Source organism: Streptomyces sp. NPDC047971 (assembly GCF_040653355.1).
Lineage (GTDB): Bacteria > Actinomycetota > Actinomycetes > Streptomycetales > Streptomycetaceae > Streptomyces.
Genome location: NZ_JBEZNW010000006.1, coordinates 184,166 through 204,598 on the forward strand (window position 1 = coordinate 184,166; position 20,433 = coordinate 204,598).

Here is a 20,433-nt window from a genome sequence, read left to right on the forward strand (position 1 = left end):
GCGTGGTGGGGCGGGTCAGATCCCGTCGGCGGTGAGGACCGCGGCGGAGAAGGTGAAGCCCATGCCGGTGCCGATGACGAGGACGCGGTCGCCGGGGCTCAGCAGGTCGTTCTTCAGCAGGTGGTCGAGGCCGTACAGCTGGTCGCAGGGGCCGAGGTGACCGATGGTCAGTCCCAGCTCGTGCAGCGAGTTCCGGGGGGCGATGTCCAGGTGGCGTACGAAGCTCTCGCGGTGCAGCGTGCGGCCGACGAAGGGGGTCACCAGCCAGTCGATGCCGTCCGGTGCCACGTCCGCCTCGTCGAGGGCGCGACCGACGACGCTGCGGGTGCGCTCGACCGACCTGGTCTGCACGTCGCGCAGCGACACCTCGCCGGTGGCGAGGAACTCGCGGGTCCTGCGGCGCATGTCCGGCTGCTCGCCGGGTGCGGTGCGGAAGGGCTCGGCGCCGCGGGAGAGGCCCTCCAGGACGGTGTCGGTCTCGCTGACCAGGGACCGCAGGCGGAGCCGGCCGGTGTCGCGGGTGACCACGGCGGCCGCGGCGCCGTCGCCGAAGACCATGCCGGGCGAGGTGTACCAGCGGTTGCTGGGCGGCGCGAAGCGGTCCGCGAGCGTGATCAGGGCGGAGGGCACGTCGGGGCGGGCGATCAGGGTGGACGCGGCGAGGTCGAGCGAGGCGAGCGAGCCGTTGGACCAGGCGGCGACGGTCATCGGCATGCTGTTGAGGGTGGGGCCGAGCAGTTCGCGGGCGATCCAGCAGGCGGCGGGCCACATGTCGATGCCCTGGAAGTGGCCGTGGCTGTGCAGGACGAGGGAGTCCGGGTCGGTCGTCGCCCCCTTCTCGCCGGCCTCCTTGATCGCCTGCCGGCCCGCGGTGACGGCCATCTCCGGCGGCGCCTCGGCCGAGCGGGAGTAGCTGATCATGCCGGTGCTGGCGGCGGCGTCGGCCGAGTAGGAGCCGTCGGCCACCGCCTCGTCCACCGGCACGGATTCACCGAGGGTGCCTCCGGTGCCGGCGATCCAGATGTTGTCGAAGCGCATCGGACAGGTCCTTCCTGGGTGGGCGCGGGGGGGGCGGGCCGAGGCGGTGCGGCCCGGACTTCTGTTACCGGTTAAAACGTTATGCAGGTATCGACGCGGGGACAACGGCCGCCCGATAAAGCTCCGTTACCTCTCCGAGCAGCCCGGAGAGGAGTTCGGCGAGCAGCTCGCCGCCGCGCCTGGTCAGGACCGAGGCGGGGTGGAACTGCACCGAGGCGAAGCCGGGACCGCGCAGCGCGTGCACCTCGCCCGTCTCCTCGCGGAACACCCGCACCTGCCCGGGTCGGCCGGCGGGGCAGTCGATGAGGTCCTGCTCGGCGTGGGCGGCGAAGGTGTTGTAGAAGCCGACGGGTTCGGTCCCGCCGAAGCACTCGATGTCCCGCTGGAGCCCCTGGGTCGGCATGGGGTGCCGGACGAGCGGGAGCCCGAGCAGGGTGCTGAGCACCTGGTGGCCGAGGCAGACGGAGAGGAACGGGATGCCCCGTTCGAGGAGTTCGGCGGTCACCTGCCGCATCCGAGCGATCTTGGGATCGGCGGGGTCCCTCGGGTCGCCGGGCCCCGGCCCGACGATGACGAGGTCGTGCGCGTCGAGCCGGAAGTCCTCGTCGTGGCGCTTGACCACGATCCGCAGCCCCTGGGCCTCCAGCAGATGGCGGGCCATCGCCGTGAAGGTGTCCTCGGCGTCGATGACCAGGACCCGCCGGCCGGCGAGGACGTCCACGGGGCGGCTGCGCTCGGCGGGCTCCCGGAACCAGAAGTCGGCCAGCGGCTCGTTGCGGGCGGCCAGCGCGCGGAGCACCTCCGGGTGGGCGGCGAGGGCCGCCGCCCGGTCCCGTCCGGCCGGAGCGCCCGCCGGGGAGCGCAGCGCCTCGATGAGCCCGGCCGCCTTCGCCCGGGTCTCCGCGGCCTCCCCCGCCGGGTCGGAGTCGCGGACGAGGGTGGCGCCGACCGGGATGCGGACCCGTCCCGCCGCGTCGATCTCCGCCGTCCGGATGAGGATGGCCGAGTCCATGCTGCGGTCCCCGTGCTCGTCCCTGCCGATCAGGGCGGCGACGCCCGCGTAGTACCCGCGCCCCTCCGGCTCGTGACGGCTGATCACCTCGCAGGCGCTCTCCAGCGGGCCGCCGGTGACGGTGGGCGCGAACAGGGTCTCGCGCAGGATGTCCCGTACGTCCAGGGAGCTGTGGCCCTCGATGAGGTACTCGGTGTGGGCGAGCCTGGCCATCTGCTTGAGCGCGGGGCCGGTGACCCGGCCGCCCAGGTCGCAGACCCGGCCCATCATCTTGAGCTCCTCGTCGAGCACCATGTACAGCTCGTTGGCCTCCTTGGGGTCGGCGAGGAAGTCGAGCAGTCCGGTCAGCTCCGGGCCGTCCGCCGGGTAGCGGTAGGTGCCGCTGATCGGGTTCATCACGACCTGGCCGGCGTCCAGGCTGATGTGACGCTCCGGGGACGCGCCGACGAAGGTGCGGTCCCCGGTGTGGACGACGAAGGTCCAGTAGCCGCCGGGGTCGCGGCCCGCGAGCCGGCGGAAGAACGACAGCGCGGTCCGCGCCGACCAGTCGTCGATCCGCGCCGTGAAGGAGCGCTTGATGACGAAGTTGGCCCCGGCGCCCCTGCCGATCTCCTCGGTGAGCACCCGGCGCACCCGGGCCGCGTACTCCTCGTCGTCGGCGTCGAAGCACCCCTCGTCCATGGCGATCGGCAGGTCGGGCAGGGCGGCGAGCACCTCGTCGAGCGGCAGCACCGCCTGGTCCCGGACGTCCATGGTGAGGAGCGGCGCCCCGTCGTCGGGGCAGGAGTAGCCCCGTTCGCGGATCTGGCGGTACGGCAGCAGCGCCAGGACCTCGTGCCGGGCGCCGCCCGCCGCCGCCGCGGGCAGCGGGATGTCGGCGATCAGGTCGTGTTCGGCGGTCGGTCCGACGATCAGGTCGATCCGGTCGGGCCCGGTGGCGCCGGGCCGGTGCAGCAGCGCGAACGGTGGTGGATCGGCGCCGAGCACCCGGTCGAGCAGGGGGTGGATGCTCATCGCGCCCCTCCGTCCAGCGCGGCCAGGACCGCGCGGGTGGAGACGGTGACCGAGCAGCGGGAGGAGACGTACTCCAGCGTCTCGCGGTGCCGCTCGGCGGAGAAGTCGGCGACCGCGTCGCCCACCACGAAGGTCTGGATGTCGTGGGAGAAGCCCTCGTGGGCGGTCATCAGGATGCCGACGTGGGCGTAGACGCCGCAGATCACCAGCTGGTCGCGGCCGGTGTCGCGCAGCAGGGCGAGCAGATCGGTACGGCAGAAGGCGCTCGGCCGCCACTTGGTGAACACCCGGTCCCCGGGGGCCGGCGCGATCCGCTCCGGAATGGCCCGGTGGTCCGGGTCGGCGCTCATCCCCGCGCCCCAGAAGTCCTTGAGCAGTCCGCGCTGCCGGTCCGTCATCCCGCCGGGCTGGGCGGTGTAGACGACCGGCGCGCCGACCGCGGCGAAGGCTCCGCGCAGCGCCTCGGTGTGGTCCATCAGATCGGTCAGGGGCTGACGGCCCTCGTCCGGGCCGCCGTGGCCGAAGGGGCTCAGGAAGTAGTTCTGCAGATCGTGGACGAGCAGGACCGCGCGGTCGGGGTCGACCGTCCAGGGCGCGGTGTTGCGCGGCAGCTCGTCCTCGGCCGGCATGGGATAGGAGTCGATCAGAGGAATGGCCATGGTGGCTCCAGGGATAAGAGGAGGAGGAACGGGGACAAGGGCGCGCGGCTCAGACGCCGAGCGCGGCGCCGCCGTCCACCGTCAGACCGTGCAGGGTGATGTGCGAGGCCCGGTCGGAGAGCAGGAAGAGCACGGCGTGCGCGATGTCCTCGGGCTGGGCGAGCTTGCCGAGCGGGATGCCCAGGCGGTACGTGCCGGGCGAGCCCTCGACGGAGGGGCGGGCCGCGTCGCCGTCGGCGTACATCGCGGTGAGCATCGGCGTCTCGGTGGAGCCGGGCGCGACCACGTTGCAGCGGATGCCGTACCGGGCCAGTTCGAGCCCGAGCGTCTTGGTGAAGCTGGTCGCGGCGGCCTTGGAGGCCGCGTAGGCCGCCATGTTCCAGCGCGGGATTCCCGCCGCGTTCGAGGCGACCGTGACGATCGCCCCCGACCGGCGGGGCACCATCCGGTTGGCGACCGCGCGGCTGACGTGGAAGACACCGGTGGCGTTGACGGCGAAGGTGGTGTCCCAGTCCTCGTCGCTGTATCCCGCGACCTCACCGGTGCGCAGCACTCCGGCCGCGTTCACCAGGTGGTCGAGGGGCCCCAGTTCGCGCTCGGTGCGGTCGACGGCGGCGTCCACCTCCTCGCTGGAGCGCACGTCCACGCCCAGCGCGAGGACGGACGCGCCCGCCGTCCGCAGCTCCTTGGTCAGCGGTTCCAGGGCGAGCGGATCGGCGTCGAGCAGCGCGACGCGTACGCCCTCCTCGGCGAGGGCGCGGGCGACGGCCGCCCCGATTCCGCCCGCCGCCCCGGTGACCAGGGCCGTCTTCGTGTTCATCGCCGTTCCTTCCGGTCGGTGGGGAGGGAGACCAGGCCGGCCCTGGCGAGCCTGCGGGCCGCGAGCGTCTCGGTGCGCTGCCGCAGCCGGGCGGCGACCGCGTCGGCGTCGACCCCCAGGCAGCGGACGGTGAAGGAGCTCAGCGCCTCCAGGTAGTCGGCCTCCAGGACCTCCTCGTCCAGGCCGGTGGACCGGCCGTCCTCGATCAGCACCCGGCCGGCGACGATCACGGTGTCCACGTCCATGGAGCCGCCCAGGGCGAGGAAGCCCTCCAGCGGGCGCGGGTTGAGGAGGTAGCGCCAGTCGTCGGCCTTCACCAGCAGCAGGTCGGCCTGCTTGCCCGGTTCGAGGCTGCCGATCCGCTCGCCCTGGTCGAGCCCGCGTGCGGGCAGCCGGGTCGCCATCGCCAGCGCGTCGGTGGGGAGCACCTCGGTGGGGTCGGCGTACATCTCGTTGTAGATCTGCCACGCGACCCGCATGGACTCGGCCATGCCGCCGATCGGCATGGCGGCGCCGTCGGTGGAGAGCGAGACGTCGAGTCCGGCCCGGCGGAACTCGGGGAACAGCCGGGTCTCGGTGAGGGACGCCTCCCCCGCGGGGCCGTACTTGGCCGGCGAGTGGCTGATGTGCGCGCCCGCGCCGATCAGCAGCGCCCGCTCGCCGGCGTCGGCGAAGGCGCAGTGCACGGCCATGAACCGGTCGGAGAGCAGTCCGAGGTCGGCGAACCTGCGCACCGGGGTGGAGCCGTGGTACGCGAGCATCACCTCGGCCTCGTTGCGCAGCGCCCCGACGTGCGCGGCGAAGGGGACGTCGAAGCGGGCCACCAACTCGGCGAACCCCGCGCCCAGTTCATCGGTCATGTTGGTGCCGTACACCGCGGTCGGCCAGGCCCGGACGAGCCCCTCGGGGTCGTTCGAGCAGTCGATCAGGAGCTTCTCGATGCGCTGGAGCTCGTCGTCGGCGTCGCGGGTCCGGCGGAAGCGGGTGTCCCCGGGGGCGCACACCGCGTCGGAGGCCCAGGTGCTCACCGTGAGGCGCATCCCGAGGTCACGGGCGGCGCGGGCGAGCGCCTCCGGCTTGTTGAGGGATCCGACGTCGCCCAGTGCGGTCACCCCGGAGCGCAGCTGCGTCCACATCGAGTACCGGGCGATGGCGAGTGCCTCGTCGGGCGTGAGGCGGTCCACCTGGCCGTGGAAGGAGTCGAAGATGACGGAGATCTGCGGGACGTCTCCGCCGAGGGCCATGAACACCGGCTTGTCGTCCCGGTCGGAGGCGTCGCGCAGGGCGCCCTTGAAGGGGAAGCGCATCGCGAACATCTCGTGCCAGTGCGGGTTGACGAAGCCGGGCAGGATCATCCGGCCCCGGGCGTCGATGGTCCGCAGCGCGGCCCGCTGTTCGGGCCGGACGAAGCCCTCGACCTCGGCGGCCGGGCCCACCGCGATCACCACGCCGTCCTCGACGAGGACGGCGCCGTCGGGGACGACGGTGTCGCCGGCGTCCGCCGGATAGAGGCAGCCGCCCTTGACCAGCAGGGCGCTCATCACGCCACCTCCGCGGTCCGGGTGTTCCAGGCGGTGGTGAGGTGACGGTGCCAGTCGTCGAGGGTGGGGGCGGCGGCGAGTTCGGCGAACTCGGCGGGCAGGCCCTGCCGGCGCCAGCGGGTGACGAGGCGCATCATCTCCAGCGAGCCGAGTCCGAGGTGGACGAGGTGGGCGTCACCGGGGATGGTGTCGGGCTGTGCACCGAGGACGGCGGCCACCTCCTGGCGGAGTTCGACGGCGGAGAGCGGTGAGGTGCGCGGAGCGGTACGTGCGGCACGTATGCCGGCCATGGCGGTTCACCCTTTCTGTGAGGTCGAGAGGGACGGGACGGGCGCGGGCGCGGGCGCGGCGTCGGACGTGGTCCCGGGCCGGGGCGCGGGGGTCCAGCGGCGCGGCAGGGAGGCGTCGGCGGCGGCGGCCGAGAGCACCTTCTTGTCGATCTTTCCGAGGGGGGTCAGCGGCAGGTCCGCGACGAACTCGGCGCGGTCCGGCAGCTTGTAGTCGGCGAGTCCGCGCGCGTGCAGCGCGGCCTTGAGGTCGGCCAGGGAGGGCTCCTCGACGTCCGGGCGGCCGACGAGGAAGGCGTAGATCCGCTCGCCGAGGAACTCGTCCGGCACCGGCACCACGGCGGCCGCGGCGACCCCCGGGCAGCTGAGCAAGTGGGCCTCGACCTCGCCGGCCGCGATCTTGTCGCCGCCTCGGATGACGACGTCCTTGAGCCGCCCCCGGACGATCAGCCGGCCATCCTCGGTGAGGCTCGCGAGGTCCCCGGTGCGGTAGAAGCCGTCGGTGGTGAACGCCCTGGCGTTGTGCTCGGGGGCCCGGTAGTAGCCGCGCAGCGTGTACGGGCCCCGGGTGAGGAGCTCTCCGGTGACCCCGGCGGGCACCTCCTCTCCCCGCTCGTCGACGATCTTCACCTCGTCGAAGGGGGAGACCGGCCGGCCCTGGGTGTGCAGGACGGAGTGCGGGTCGTCGTCGGGGCGGGACATCGTCAGGAGTCCCTCCGCCATGCCGAAGACCTGCTGGAGCCGGCAGCCGAGTTCGGGGGTGACGCGGGCGGCGAGCTCCGGTTCGAGCCGGGCCCCGCCGATCTGGAGGACCTTGAGGCTGGACAGGTCCGCGTCGGACCACTCGCGCTCGTCGAGCCAGAGCCTGGCGACGGTGGGCACCACCGAGGTGAGGGTGACGCGCTCCCGCTCGATCAGCGTGAAGCAGTCGTCCGCCGTGGGGTCGGGGGCGAGGACGACGGTGCCGCCGGCCGCGAGGGTGCCGACGACTCCCGGGCAGCCCCAGGTGAAGTTGAACTCCACCGGCAGCGCGGCCAGATAGACGTCCTCGGGGGTCAGACCGGCGAGGGCGCCGACCGTGCGGGTCTGGTAGGCGTAGTCGTCGTGGGTGCGCGGGATCAGCTTGGGCAGCGCGGTCGTCCCCCCGGAGAGCAGGAAGAAGGCCACGTCGGAGGGGTCGTTGGCGGGCAGGTCGACCGGGTCGGCGTCCACCGACTCCAGCGGGACGACCGCGGGAGAGCCGTGCTCGCCCTGGGCGTAGATCCTGCGCAGTGCGGGCAGTTCGGCCGCGAGCTCCAGGGCCAGCGCGGTGTGGTCGAAGCCGCGGAAGACGCCCGGGACGACGTATCCGGTGGCGCCCGACAGTTCGCACAGGTGCCGGATCTCGTTCGACCGGTGCGAGGTGAGCGAGAACACCGGCTTGGCGCCGGCCCGGAACAGCGCGAAGGCCACCTCGACGAACTCGGGCACGTTGGGCAGCTGGAGCACGATCCGGTCGCCCGGTTCGACTCCCTGCCGGACGAATCCGGCGGCCCTGCGGTCCACCCGGTCGGCCAGCTCGGTGTAGCTGATCCGGGCCTCACCGGCGACGAGCGCGGTGGCGTCGCCGTACCGGTCGGCCCAGGCGCGCGGCAGCGACCCGAGGTCGGTGCCGTTCCACACGCCCTCCCGGCGGTAGCGCTCGGCCGTCTCGGCCGGCCAGGGGGTGCATCCTTCGAGCATCACTGGTCCTCCTCCTGAGGTGCGGTGCCGTTGTCGCTCTCGGTTCCGGCGCCGTCGTCGGTCCCTGCGGCGGGCAGATAGGGCGCGGTGATCTCGACGACCGCGCAGGCGACCTCCATGCCGGGGCCGGCCGCGAGCAGCAGCACGCGGTCACCGGGTGCGACCTCGCCCCGTGTCCACAGGCGTTCGAGCCCGATGAACGGGTCGGCGGCGCCGACGTGCCCGATGTGGCGGGTGAACTCCCAGGTCCCGTGGGCGGCCTCGACGTCCAGCGGGTCGAGGTAGATGGTGTGCAGGGCGCCGTCGGCGTAGCCGGTGTGGCAGATCCGCGCCACCTTCTCCAGGTCGGTGTCGGCGTCCACCAGGGCGCGGTCCACCGCCTCGGCGACCACGTCGCCGAGGTGTACCTTCGGCGGCGCCGCGCCCTCGGCCCACCGCTTGCGCCAGTGGTCGCTGCGCTCCTCGAAGTTGAGCGAGCGGCCGACGGTGATGCCGGGCGGGAAGAGCTCCTCGCCACCGCGGTGCAGCTCCTCCATCGAGGGGGCGGAGACCGAGCCGACGGACAGCAGCCGGGCGAAGCCGTCCCGCCGTGAGACCACGGCAGCCGCGCCGCCGTCGGCGAGCAGGAAGAGCCGGGAGGAGTTCCAGCGGTCCACGAGGGGTGCGGAGAAGTTGTCGGCCGCCGTGAGCAGGACGGCGTCCTTGCCGTCGTCGGCCGCCAGCCGGTGGGCGGCCATCTCCAGGGCGGTCAGCATCCCGAGGCAGCCGGGGCCGACCTGGGCGGCGCCGACCGGCCGGTCCAGGGTGCGGTGCAGGACGTAGTGCGGGGCGGACCAGCCGTCGGGGCCCTGGTGGTAGGTGGCGCAGTGCAGCAAGGCGCCGTAGTCGTCGGGGGTGATCCCGGTCCGGGCCGCCCTGCGCAGGGCGGTGCGGGCGGCCCGTACGGCCATCTCGGGCGCCGGGAGCTCCCCGGCCACCCGGACGGCCAGCATCCCGGACGCCGTGCGGTCGGCCTCCTCGTACCAGCCGCTCGCCACCGCGTCGGCGGTCGTCACCTCGTCCGGCAGCCAGCTGCCGACTCCGGCGAGGTAGACCTCCTGGGCGACCCTCATCGGGTACCGCCCGCCCCGGCGCCGGCGGGCACCAGGAACCGCGCGACGCTGTCGAGCTTCTCGCACGTCTCCTCGAACTCGCGCTCCGGCGTGGAGTGGCCGACGATGCCCGCGCCGGCCCGGAGCCAGGTGCGCCCGTCCTTGCGGTAGGCGCTGCGCAGGACCAGGGCCGCGTCCATCGCCCCGGTGTGGTCGACGGTGAGGACGGCGCCGCTGTAGAGGCCGCGGGACTCCGGCTCGTGCCGGCGTATGGAGTCGTACGCGGCCGACTTCGGCACGCCGGAGGCGGTGACGGCGGGGAAGACCGCGCCGAACGCGTCCCATGCCTCGCGGCCGGGGGCGAGCTTGCCCGCGACGCGGGAGGCGAGGTGCTGGACGCTGCCGCGCTCGCGGATGGCCATGAACTCCGGCACCTCGACCGAGCCCTCGACGCAGACGTCGACCAGCTCGTCGGCGCCGACCTTGACGGAGATGGCGTGCTCGTAGACCTCCTTGGGAGAGCCGAACAGGTCCGCGCGCAGGCCCTCGTCGGTGAGCAGGTCGCCGGTGAGGGCGCGGGTGCCGGCCAGCGGCTGGCTGACGACGCGACCGTCCTCGGAGACCTGGACGACGATCTCCGGGCTGAAGCCGATGGCCTCGGTGCCGCCCAGGTTGAGCATGAAGGAGCGGGCCGGGTTGTTGCCGCGGCGGCCGGCCACGTAGGTGCCGGTCAGGTCGACGTCGTCGTCGACCTCGACGACACGGGACAGGATCACCTTGTGCAGCTGTCCCGCGTTGATCTCGTCGACGGCGAGCCGCACCGCCTCGCGGTACTGGGCGCCGCCGGTGGCGTGCACGTCCAGCGGGCGGGGCTGTCCGTCCAGGGCCGGGCCGGGGTTGGCGACGGTGGTGAGGAGCGCGTCGAGGGTGGCCTGGTCGGAGGCGCGCAGCAGGGCGTGACCGGCCTCGAAGCGGACCTCGGCACGCGGCACGACGAGGTGCATGAGGCGGCCGTCGCCGATGCCGTCCAGGTTGCCGTCCTTGGCGTAGGAGAGCTCGAAGGTGGCCCAGCCGTAGGCCCTCCAGTACGGCACGGTGACGGTGTCGAGCAGTTCGGACACCAGGCGCAGCGGCTGGTCGTTCCAGGGGCGGAAGGCGTCCGGGACGTCCTCCTGGGTCAGCCGGGCGCCGGCGCGGTCCAGCGTCAGCTCGGCGCGGACGCCGCCCGCGTAGGACCAGCTGCCACCGTTCTCGTAGACGACGTACGACTCGTGCAGCCCCGAGTCGGCGAGGCGGGCCGCGACCAGCAGCGGGTCCTCGGTGAGCTGGAGCTGGGTCTCGAAGTAGTGGCGCGAGGCGATGGGGCTCATCTGAAGGTTCCTCCTCCGTAGCTGTTACCTCCAAAAACGATACGGAGGTAACCGCCGCCGCCCCAGGGCCCGTTGATTAGCCCTCCTGATCGGAGTGCGAACCCTCGCCCGAGCACCCCCGCACACGACGAAGGGCCGCGCGGCGGCTGCCGCGCGGCCCTCGGCCGACGATGCGCTGTGCGGGTGCCGCCCTCGGACGCGATGCTCGCGGAGGACAGCGTCGGGTCAGGTCAGCGCTCCGCCTCCGTGTCGCCGCCGGCCGGCCGGCGGGTCTCCGCGGACGCGACCGTGGCGACGAACCACGTCAGGACGGAGCGGAGTTCGTCACCGTGCTCGGCGAAGACCTCCAGCGGGAACGACGGGCGCAGGTCCAGCTTCGCCTCGGCGAGGTCGATACCGTCGATCCGGTTCAGGCGCGCCATCAGCTCGCGTCGTGCCAGCTCGTCGTCGAAGGGGGGCCGGCGCTTCAGATGCTGGAAGACGACCTCGACGGTGCCCGTCACGGGGTACAGGGCGAGCGGCCACAGCGAACGGGCGCGGCCGTCGCCCACCGACAGCATGGGGAAGCAGCTGGTCTCGCTCTTCTTCCCGTAGTCGAGGGTCCCGCCCTCTTCCTCCCAGAACCGCAGGGACGCGAGCACCCCCTCCACCGTGTCGGGCGTCTGGTTGTCGCGCAACAGCGTCTCGAAGCGGCCCGCGGCGGTCTCCCCGTCGCTCCCGAGGCCGCCGGGGCCCCGGGAGGGCGTCTCCTGCTCGAAGTCGTCCTTGCCGACCAGCGTGGCCAGGTCCGCGGCCGTCAGCCGGTGGGAGCGGCGGGCCCGGCCGGCCTCGTCGAACACGACCCCCTCGGACTCCAGGACCGTCCGCGGGGCGGGCGCCTCCCGCCCTTCCGGCCAGCGGAATCCGGGCGAGATCCTGCCGTCGGCCATCAGGACGCGATACGCCCCGTGCAGCGCGGGCCTGGTGCCGACATGGCTGCCGACCGCGATGGCGGAGGTGCCGATCAGGGCGGCGAGGTCACCGTAGGTGGTCCATGTGCCCGACGGCATCGCGAGGAGGGCCTGGCGCAGCTCGCCCCAGCCCGCCCATTCGGCGCCGGCGTGGGCCACCCCGTCGATGGGCCCGGGCCACAACTCCATCGCGCGGTCCGCCAGTTCGTCCGCGCGCGCGAGGATCTCGGCCCTCCCCCAGCGTCCCTCGGCCGCGATCCGCTGGTTCATCCGCAGGGAGCTGGAATCGAGGATCTGCTGCTTGCGCCGGAAAGGGTGGTTCGAGAGGCGGGTGTTGTCGCCGGAGAGCGTGAGGTTGCCGAGCGTGTGCACCAGTTGGGTGTGCACCTCCTCCGGGCTCTCGCTCTCGCCGGCCTCCTCCGCGAGGAGATCGAACCACTGCTGGGCGGGCTGCTGGGGCAGCACGTGCTCCACGGTGAGCTTCGCCCTGGCGTAGTCGACCGGCTCGCTGGCGTTGTGGCTCTCCTCGAACCGGCGCAGGATCTCGAAGCGCTGGTTCGAGCGGCCCGACTTGTAGAAGGGGCGGGCGCGGACGGCCTCGCGCGTCACCGCGTCGGAGGGCCAGACGCGGGTGCCGGTCTTGGCCGACAGGGCATGGCGTACCGCGTCCGGGAGCGAGCGCCCGTTCTCCAGCTCCTTCTCCACCTCCTTGGGCAGCTCCATGAAGGTGCGGTTGTTGCCCGTGGTGGAGTTGCCGGCGAACAGCCGCCGGACCATGTAGCTCTCCGCGTACGACAGGGCGGTGGCGGCCTCGGCGGGACCACAGCTCCCCTCGTCCACCCGGTCGAGAAGGAGCAGCGCCAGCGGGAAGTGGGTCTGGCCGCCCCAGCGGGAGAGCCGTTCCAGCACCTCGCGCAGGCCCGGGTCGCCCTCCCGCGCGGGTTCGACGATCCGCATCAGACGGCCGGCCCGCACGTGCAGCCGGGCGATCTCCCTCTCCAGCGCCGCCTCGTCCGAGCTCAGGGGTTCGAGACGCCTCTTCTGGTCCCGGTAGATCTCGCTCTGCTTGGCGCGGTTGTCGCCGCCGACGACCAGGTCGAGCCAGACGAGGAGTTCCAGCCTGGCCGGGCCGAGCAGCTCCTGCATCGGGAGCCACAGATTCCGGTAGACGGCCTCTCCTCGCTCGGGCAGACACATGAAGAGGTAGTTGCGCAGCAGGTCGCTCTGGCTGAGGCCGACACCCGTGTTGTTGATGGACTCGAAGATCCGGTACACGTTGTCGCCCTCGGCCGCGGTGATCGACACGATGGACAGGAAGTCGCGGAGCACGGACTCCACGGCGGCGGCCCACTCCTCGCCGGAGTGCTCCTCCCCCTCGGTCAGCGCGGCGAGGAAGAACCGGTAGGCCCCGCCGATGTTGCCCGGTCCGCCGGCCGTGGGAAGCGTCTCGACACAGGCGACGAACGCCTCGCGGTCGGCCTGGGTCGGCAGCAGGCGGTAGTGGTCGTTCCCGTCCTGGTAGCCGTTGACCAGGATGAGGTCGTGGATGCGGGCCGCCTTCTTGTCCCGCCCCCGGGCCCTGTGGTGGTCGCGCAGCGCGGTGAAGGCGAGCATCAGCGTGGTCAGCCGCTGCTGGCCGTCCACGACCAGCCAGCGCTGCATCCCGCCCGCCGCGACCCGCTCCGGCGCGAGCACCACCGACCCGAGGAAGTGGGCCGCCGGCTCCCGCCCCTCCAGTTTGTCCTCGACGAGCTCCAGCACGTCGTCCCACAACTGCCGCAACTCGTCCCGCTGCCAGGTGTAGGTGCGCTGGTACAGCGGGACCTGGAACTGCGTCTCACCATGGACCAGCTTGCTGAACGTCGTCTCCTGGGCGTGCACGTGCGTCCCCTCCCGATTCCTGCCCCATCGGCCCGCCATTCTCCCGCACCCGGGTGCGGCGATCGGAGGAATCGGCGGCGAGACGGCACGGGGATCCGGCGAGGATGGGAACGCGACCGGTCGAGCCTTCGTTCGTGCCCGCCCAGCGACCGACCCTGTCCGATATGCGATCGGATCGTTCTGCTTGGATGCCCCCATGGGAACGCTTCTCTACGTCACCGACCTCGGCTATCAGGCGCGCGGGCGGCGCTACTGCGACGAGGACATCTGGCTCTCCGGCCGGCTCCGCGAGGAGTTCGCGGTCGCGCTCTGCCACCCGCTCGACGCGGCCGCGCTGATGGGCGGCTTCGACGCCGTGGTCGTACGCAACAGCGGGCCCGTGATCCACTACCAGGAGGCGTACGACGCCTTCGTCCGCGCCGCGCGCGGGGCCGGCACGCGGATGTTCAACTCGCTCTCCGGCAAGGGGGACATGGCCGGAAAGGACTATCTCCTCCACCTGTCGAAGGAGGGGTTTCCGGTCATTCCCACGGTGGGACGGCGCGAGGAGTTCGCGCTGCTGCCGGAGGCCGCGGAGTACGTGGTGAAGCCCCTGCTGGGCGCGGACTCGGTCGGCCTCGACTTCGTGGAACGGGACCGGCTCGGCGAGGTGGACCCCGCCGGGATGCTCGTGCAGCCGCGCATCGACTTCGCCTACGAGGTGTCCTTCTACTTCGTCGGGCGCACCTTCCAGTACGCGCTGTACGCACCGGACCCGGAGGCCCGCTGGCGGCTCGAACCGTACGCCCCGACCGCCGCGGACCTGGAGTTCGCGCAGCGCTTCGTCGACTGGAACGACCTGGACTTCGGCATCCAGCGCGTCGACGCCTGCCGCGCCCCGGACGGGGAGCTGCTGCTCGTGGAGCTGGAGGACCTCAATCCGTACCTCTCGCTCGACCTGGTGGGCGAGACGGAGCGGGAGGCGTTCGTCGACGCCATGAAGGGGTCCCTGCGGGAACTGCTCCGGGACGCCCGGTAGGGGGGCGACCGGAGCGACCGGGCAAGGGGCCCGGTCGGGCAAGGCCGGGCGGGGCGGGCGCGGGCGTGGCGCCCGGGCGGGCGTGGCCCGGAGTGCCCCGGCCGCCCGCTCGGTCCTGACGGGGCCGGTCGGACGCTCAGGCGCTGCGCTTGCGCGGGGTCGCCTTCTTCGCCGTCGTCTTCTTCGCCGCCTTCTTCGCGGTGGACTTCGCCGTGGACTTGGCGGTCGACTTCGCCGTCGACGCCTTGCCCCCCGCCGCCGTCCCGGACGTGGACTTCCGGGCCGGCGCCGCCGTCTTCTTCGCGGCCGTCTTCGACGTGGACTTGCGCGCGCCCGTCTCCTTGGGCGTCCGTGACGCCGTCTTCCGGGACGCCAGCTTGGTCACCTCGGCGACCTCGCCCTCCCCGCGGGCCTCCTTGGCCGCGCGGACACTGCTCTCCAGCGCGGCCATCAGGTCGATGACCCTGCCGCCGCCCTCCGCCTCCGGCTCCGGGGGCGCGACCCCCTCACCGCCCTCCGCCTTCGCGGCGATCATCTGCTCGACGGCCTCCCGGTAGTCGTCGTGCAGCGTGCTGATGTCCACCTCGCCGAGCGTGGCCATCAGGGCGTCCGCCAGGTCCAGTTCCGCGTCGCGGATGGCGACGGGGGTCTCCGGCGCCACCCCCTCGGGGGCGCGGATCTCGTCCGGCCAGAGGAGTCCGTGCATGGCGATCACGTCGTCCACGACCCTGAGCATCCCCAGCCGCTCGCGCCCTCGCAGCGCGTACTTCGCCACCGCCACCTTGTCGCTGCGCTTGAGCGCCTCCCGCAGCAGCGTGTACGGCTTGGCGGCCGGCACCCCGCTCGCGGAGAGGTAGTAGGCGGCGTCCATCTGGAGCGGGTCGATCTCCCCCGCCGGCACGAAGGCCACGATCTCGATCGTCTTCGCCGTCGGCAGCGGCAGGGAGGCCAGGTCCTCGTCGGTGATCGGGATCATGGTCCCGTCGGCGTCCTCGTACGCCTTGCCGATCTCCGCCTGGGAGACCTCCTCGCCGTCCAGCTCGCACACCTTGCGGTAGCGGATCCGGCCGCCGTCCTCGGCGTGGATCTGGCGGAAGGACACGGACCGGCTCTCGGTGGCGTTCACCAGCTTGATCGGGATGCTGACCAGGCCGAAGGAAATGGCGCCGTTCCAGATGGATCGCACGTTTCATCCCTTTCACACGAGATTCCCGGAAACATGGGATTCTCATCGTATGACGCCGATCACAGAGGTGGAGGGGCGGCGCCTGGCGCTCAGCAACCTGGACAAGATCCTCCACCCGGCCACGGGCACCACCAAGGGCGAGCTGCTGCACTACTACGCCACCGTCGGCACCGCGCTCCTGCCCCATCTGCGCGACCGCCCGGTCTCCTTCCTGCGCTACCCGGACGGCCCCGAGGGCCAGCTCTTCTTCACCAAGAACCCGCCGCCCGGCACGCCCGCCTGGGTGAAGACCACCCCGGTGCCGCGCTCCGAGGACCCGCGCGCCCGGCAGGTCATGATCCAGGACCTGCCCGCACTGATGTGGGCGGCCAACCTGGTGGTGGAGTTCCACACCCCGCAGTGGCGCTCCGACTCCCCCGCCGTCGCCGACCGCCTCGTCCTCGATCTCGACCCCGGGCCCCCCGCGACCGTCGTCGAGTGCTGCCGGGTGGCTCTCTGGCTGCGGGAGCGGCTCGCGGAGGACGGCCTGGAGGCGTTCGTGAAGACCTCCGGCGCCAAGGGCCTGCATCTGCTCGTACCGGTGGAGCCGACACCGTCCGACCAGGTCTCGGCGTACGCGAGACAGCTCGCCGTCCGGGCGGAGGCGGATCACCCCTCCCTGGTCGTGCACCGGATGGCACGGGCCCTGCGGCCGGGCAAGGTCTTCGTCGACTTCAGCCAGAACGCGGCCGCCAAGACCACCGCCACCCCCTACACCCTGCGGGCGCGGCCACGGCCGACCGTCTCCGCACCGGTGACCTGGGAGGAGGTCGAGGCGTGCGGGGAGCCCGAGGATCTCGTCCTGCTGATGGACGACATCGCGCCACGTCTTCAGCGGTACGGGGACCTGCTCGCCCCGCTCTTCGAACCCGCCCGGGCCGCACCCCTCCCAGCGCCGTCCTGACCGGCCGCTCTCCGAACCCGCCCGGCCCCGCCGGGTCCTGCCGGGAGCCGTCGCGCACCGTCCCGGCGTCGCGTCGCCTCAGGCGAAGTCGGCGGCGGACTCCTCGGGCGTCAGGTCCGGGCGCAGCCGCAGCCAGGACGGCTGGCGCAGCAGGCCGTTCCTGGTGCGGACGGCGTACCGGACCTCGCCCACCAGCCGCGGCACGACCCAGCGCGCCCCCGCCACCGGCGGCACCTCCGAGAAGGGGCAGTCCTCGATCTCGGCGGCGTGCAGCAGCCGGGCCAGGTCGGCGCGTTCGGACTCGCTCCAGCCGGTGCCCACGCTGCCGACGTAACGCAGCCCGCCGGCGTGACGCTGGCCCATGAGGACCGATCCCGGCAGGCCGGAGAGCCGTCCGCCGCCGGGCAGCCAGCCGCCGACGACGATGTCCGCGGTGCGCATGTTGCGGATCTTGATCCAGTTCTTCGAGCGCACCCCCGGTTCGTACCGGGAAGTGATCCTCTTGCAGAGGAGCCCCTCCAGGCCGTGCTCGCGGGTCGCCCTGAGCGCCGCCTCGCCGTGGCCCACCAGGGCGCGCGGCGTGGACCAGGCCGGGCCTTCCAGCGACAGCCCTTCGAGCTCCTCGCGGCGCCCCGTCCAGGGCAGCCCGGTGAGCAGCCGTCCGTCCAGGAAGACCAGGTCGAACAGGACGGCGTGCACCGGGTCGCTCACCGCCATCCGCCGCGCCCGGGCCGGCGAGCCCGCCAGGCCCATCCGGGGCTGGAGCCGGGCGAAGTCGCCGCGCCCGCTCGCGTCGAGCACGACGATCTCCGCGTCCAGCACCGCCGCCCGGCCGGCGGGCAGCGCCCGGGCCAGCGCCCCGAGCTCCGGATAGGCGGCGGTGACGTCCTCGCCGGAGCGCGAGCGCACCACGAGGCCGCCGTCCCCGCCGAGATAGAGCATCGCCCTTTGGCCATCTTGTTTGGTCTCGTAGGCCCACGCTGCGTCCCGCCCGGGGGGTGGCAGCGTGCCGGGCGTGGCGAGCATCGGCGCGATACGGGGCAGATCCACGGGTCAGTCCTCACCCCGAGCGGCCTCCGCTACTCCCGATCCGGGCCGATTCAGCCCTGGGACACACGGAAGGCACCCGGAAGCAGTGGTTCGAGCCGTCCCGTGCGCCGGCCGCGCCCCGGAGCAACTCCCCGGCCGCGCCGAGCGCGTGGCGCAAAGCATGCGCCCCGGGGGCGGTTCGTGGACCGCGTCCGGTCAGCGGGTCCTGGTTGTCGGGACCGTGGTGCACACTTGCTGCCTGGTACAGCGCTCACGGGGAAGGCGGCGGCCGCATGCTGACGGGGATCGAGGAGGTCGACTGGGCCTCGCTGGGCCATGCCTACGGCCCCGCGGACGATGTGCCGGGACTGTTGCGGGGACTCGCCTCCGCGGATCCGGCGGAGCGGGAGACCGCCCTCGACGCGATGTACGGCGCGGTCCACCACCAGGGCGACGTGTACGACTCGACGCTCGCCTGCATCCCCTTCCTGCTGGAACTCGTCGCCGATCCGAAGGTCCAGGACCGGGGCGGCATCGTCGAGTTGCTGACCAGCATCGGCGGGATCGACCTGAGCGGCGACGACGAGCTGGACCAACTGGATCCGGACGACGAGGAGTTCATCCCGGCCGCCAACTACGCGATGGCGGCGGCGGCCGTCGCCGCCGGAGCGGACGTCTTCCTCGGCCTGGTCGGCGACCCCGATCCCGAGGTGCGGCTGGCGGCCCCCTGCGCGCTCGCCTCGCTGCACCCCGACCCGGCGCACGTCCTGAGCCTGCTGCGGGAGCGGCTGACGGTCGAGTGCGACACGGAGGTGCGGCTCGCCCTGGTGGAGGCCGTCGGGCGGATCGCGCGGCGGCACGAGTCGCTGCGGGCGGAGACCGTCGAGTGGCTCGGCTGGCTCAGCCGCGCCGCGCAGGCGCCCGGCCTGCGGCTGGCGGCCCTGGCCCAGCTGGCCAGGTGCGCGCCGGGCGAGGTTCCGGACGACGTCGTGGAGCGGGTGACCTGCCTGCTGGACGAGGTGCGGACCGCGTCCGTCGAGCCGGTCCGCCCCGACAGCCCCCGGCCGTCGACGCCCACCCTGATCGGGCAGGTCCGCGAGCTGTTCGAGGACCGCGCCGCCGGCCGCCCGACCCCGTGGACCGACGAGCTGATGCGCACGCTCCACACCGCGCTCGACGATCGCGTCGACGACCGGATCGCGCTGGTCCTCTCCCAGCTGCGCAGCCCCGACCGGTCCCAGCGGGCGGACGCGATCTGGCTGTGCGGTGGGCTGATACGCGTATGGCGGGGGCGGTACGAGGAGGTGGTGCGGCTGGTCGGGGCGCAGCTCGCCGACCCGGATCCGCGGCTGCGCGAGGCCGCCGCGTCGTTCCTTGAGGGGCTGTTCGAGCTGACCGGCCCCGCGGTCGACGCCCTCGCCGGGTGGCTCGCCGCCCCGGGGCCCGGAGCTCCGGACGCCCGGGCGAGGGCGCTGCTGGCCCTCGCCAGGTCGGGCGACCCGCGGGCGGTGCCGCTGCTCGCCCGGGCTCTCGGGGAGCCCGAGGTGCGGCGCGACCTGCTGTACGCGGTGCCCACCCTGGGCCCCGCCGCGGTCCCGCTCGCCCCCGCGCTGCGCCGCCGCCTGGCCCGCGTCGAGCTGGACGACCGGCTCTACGACCACGCGGCGCCGCTGCTCTTCGCGCTCGCCTCGGTCCGGGGCGTGCAGGCGCTGCCCGAGGTGCTGCGGGTGCTGCGCGGGGCGCCGGCGAACCGCAGGGACTGGGTGCGGGAGGCGGCGCTGCGGGCGCTCGCGGCCTTCGGGCCCGCCGCCCGGGAGGCGCTGCCGGAGGTGCGGGAGCTGCTGGAGAGCGAGGCGGCCGCGGTCTCGGCCCAGGCGGCGCTCGCGCTCTGGTCCGTGGAGGGCGACCGGGGCGCCGTGCTGCCCGCCCTGGAGGCCCGGCTGTCGTCCGGTCTGCCGGACGCCGACCGCTGCGCCGCCGCGCGGGCCCTGGGTGAGATCGGTCCGGCCGCGGCCGGCGGCGCGCCGTCCCTGCTTCCCGGCCTCACGGCACGCGACCTGTGGGTGCGGGTGCGCAGCGCGACGGCCCTGTGGCGGGTCGCCGGGGACGTGGAGTCGGCGCTCCCGGTGCTCATGGCCGCCTGGGAGGAGAACCGGCACGCGCGCGTGGACATCGCCGAGTGCCTGGCGGAGATGGGCCCGGCCGCCGCGGCGGCGGAGGGGCTGATCCGTGCGGAGCTGACCCGGCGCCGCCGTCACAACGTGCGCGAGAGCGGCTTCAGCAGCCATGACGTCCACGAGGACGAGAAGCTGCTCACCTTCTGCCGTGCGGCGCTCGACCGGATGGAGCTGTAACAGCTCCGAGGCGACCCCCCAGGGCTCTGACCACGAAGCGGCGATGTCGGACGTTCGGCTTCGCGTCCGTCAGCGGTCGCGGCAAGGGTCCGCAGCCCGATGAGCACGCCCCCGCCGCCGCGCCCCAAGGCCCCGCCGGCCGAGGCCGTCGGGGCGGCGGGCTGCGGGCTGGCGGGTGCGGGCGGCCGGTCGCAGGGCGGGGGGTGGCGGGCGGCGGGCGGCCGGACGCGGGGCGGCAGGCTGCGAGCGGCGGTCACGGGGCGCCGCCGGCGCGGGACCTCGCCGCCCTCACCCCGGACGCGACCGCACGCCGACGCGGCGACGGCGGCTTCACGGCCGCCTTCCGGGTCCGCGAGATCCGGCGAGTAGACAAAAAGGACTTCCCTACGAATAAGGTCTACGGGAAGACCGACCGTCCCGAGCCCCGGTCGAACGCCTGCGCGGCCCGATCCGGGACGGTCACCGCACCGACGACATCGCCCTCTTCGCCGACCCGGTGAAGCGGCGAAGCCATCAGC

General features: G+C 73.4%; 15 protein-coding genes. 3 read left to right on the forward strand and 12 right to left on the reverse strand.

Going from position 1 to position 20,433, the window contains the following annotated elements; all coding sequences use genetic code 11:
* Positions 1–15: 15 nt before the first annotated feature.
* The 10 genes from AB0D99_RS08895 to AB0D99_RS08940 form a co-directional block, all read right to left on the reverse strand.
* Positions 16–1,038: a ketoacyl-ACP synthase III family protein gene (locus AB0D99_RS08895; protein ID WP_362358313.1), complete on the reverse strand. Its 1,023-nt coding sequence runs from the start codon at positions 1,036–1,038 to the stop codon at positions 16–18.
* A gap of 79 nt (positions 1,039–1,117) precedes the next feature.
* Positions 1,118–3,064, reverse strand: a complete 1,947-nt coding sequence (locus AB0D99_RS08900; protein ID WP_362358314.1) for an anthranilate synthase family protein — start codon at positions 3,062–3,064, stop codon at positions 1,118–1,120.
* Positions 3,061–3,723, reverse strand: a complete 663-nt coding sequence (locus tag AB0D99_RS08905; RefSeq protein ID WP_362358315.1) for an isochorismatase family protein — start codon at positions 3,721–3,723, stop codon at positions 3,061–3,063. The genes AB0D99_RS08900 and AB0D99_RS08905 overlap by 4 nt, the downstream gene beginning before the upstream one ends.
* A gap of 49 nt (positions 3,724–3,772) precedes the next feature.
* Positions 3,773–4,543: a 2,3-dihydro-2,3-dihydroxybenzoate dehydrogenase gene (locus tag AB0D99_RS08910; RefSeq protein ID WP_362358316.1), complete on the reverse strand. Its 771-nt coding sequence runs from the start codon at positions 4,541–4,543 to the stop codon at positions 3,773–3,775.
* Positions 4,540–6,084, reverse strand: a complete 1,545-nt coding sequence (locus AB0D99_RS08915; protein WP_362358317.1) for an amidohydrolase family protein — start codon at positions 6,082–6,084, stop codon at positions 4,540–4,542. Before AB0D99_RS08915 ends, AB0D99_RS08910 begins: the two co-directional genes overlap by 4 nt.
* Positions 6,084–6,374: a phosphopantetheine-binding protein gene (locus AB0D99_RS08920; RefSeq protein ID WP_362358318.1), complete on the reverse strand. Its 291-nt coding sequence runs from the start codon at positions 6,372–6,374 to the stop codon at positions 6,084–6,086. Before AB0D99_RS08920 ends, AB0D99_RS08915 begins: the two co-directional genes overlap by 1 nt.
* A 6-nt stretch (positions 6,375–6,380) precedes the next feature.
* On the reverse strand, positions 6,381–8,093 hold the full coding sequence (locus AB0D99_RS08925) for an AMP-binding protein (RefSeq protein WP_362358319.1): 1,713 nt from the start codon (positions 8,091–8,093) through the stop codon (positions 6,381–6,383).
* On the reverse strand, positions 8,093–9,205 hold the full coding sequence (locus tag AB0D99_RS08930; protein WP_362358320.1) for a ketoacyl-ACP synthase III family protein: 1,113 nt from the start codon (positions 9,203–9,205) through the stop codon (positions 8,093–8,095). Before AB0D99_RS08930 ends, AB0D99_RS08925 begins: the two co-directional genes overlap by 1 nt.
* Positions 9,202–10,554, reverse strand: a complete 1,353-nt coding sequence (locus AB0D99_RS08935; RefSeq protein ID WP_362358321.1) for a salicylate synthase — start codon at positions 10,552–10,554, stop codon at positions 9,202–9,204. Before AB0D99_RS08935 ends, AB0D99_RS08930 begins: the two co-directional genes overlap by 4 nt.
* Positions 10,555–10,784: 230 nt before the next feature.
* Positions 10,785–13,385, reverse strand: coding sequence for a DUF262 domain-containing protein (locus AB0D99_RS08940; RefSeq protein ID WP_362358322.1), 2,601 nt, complete (start codon positions 13,383–13,385; stop codon positions 10,785–10,787).
* A gap of 196 nt (positions 13,386–13,581) precedes the next feature.
* Here AB0D99_RS08940 and AB0D99_RS08945 point away from each other — a divergent pair, with 196 nt between their 5' ends.
* Positions 13,582–14,403, forward strand: a complete 822-nt coding sequence (locus AB0D99_RS08945; RefSeq protein WP_362358323.1) for a hypothetical protein — start codon at positions 13,582–13,584, stop codon at positions 14,401–14,403.
* Positions 14,404–14,539: 136 nt separating this feature from the next.
* Here AB0D99_RS08945 and AB0D99_RS08950 read toward each other — a convergent pair whose 3' ends face one another.
* Entirely contained in the window at positions 14,540–15,589 is a 1,050-nt protein-coding gene (locus tag AB0D99_RS08950; RefSeq protein ID WP_362358324.1) for a Ku protein, read from the reverse strand.
* 49 nt (positions 15,590–15,638) lie between these two features.
* On the opposite strand from AB0D99_RS08950, the gene ligD reads away from it, so the two are divergent.
* A complete protein-coding gene (ligD, locus tag AB0D99_RS08955) occupies positions 15,639–16,532 on the forward strand; it encodes a non-homologous end-joining DNA ligase (RefSeq protein ID WP_362358325.1) in 894 nt (297 codons plus the stop codon).
* A gap of 78 nt (positions 16,533–16,610) precedes the next feature.
* On the opposite strand, the gene AB0D99_RS08960 is transcribed toward ligD, so the two are convergent.
* Positions 16,611–17,582, reverse strand: a complete 972-nt coding sequence (locus AB0D99_RS08960; protein ID WP_362358326.1) for an ATP-dependent DNA ligase — start codon at positions 17,580–17,582, stop codon at positions 16,611–16,613.
* A gap of 272 nt (positions 17,583–17,854) precedes the next feature.
* Between AB0D99_RS08960 and AB0D99_RS08965 the strand changes: the two genes are divergently transcribed.
* Entirely contained in the window at positions 17,855–19,915 is a 2,061-nt protein-coding gene (locus AB0D99_RS08965) for a PBS lyase (protein WP_362358327.1), read from the forward strand.
* The last annotated feature ends 518 nt before the right edge of the window (positions 19,916–20,433 follow it).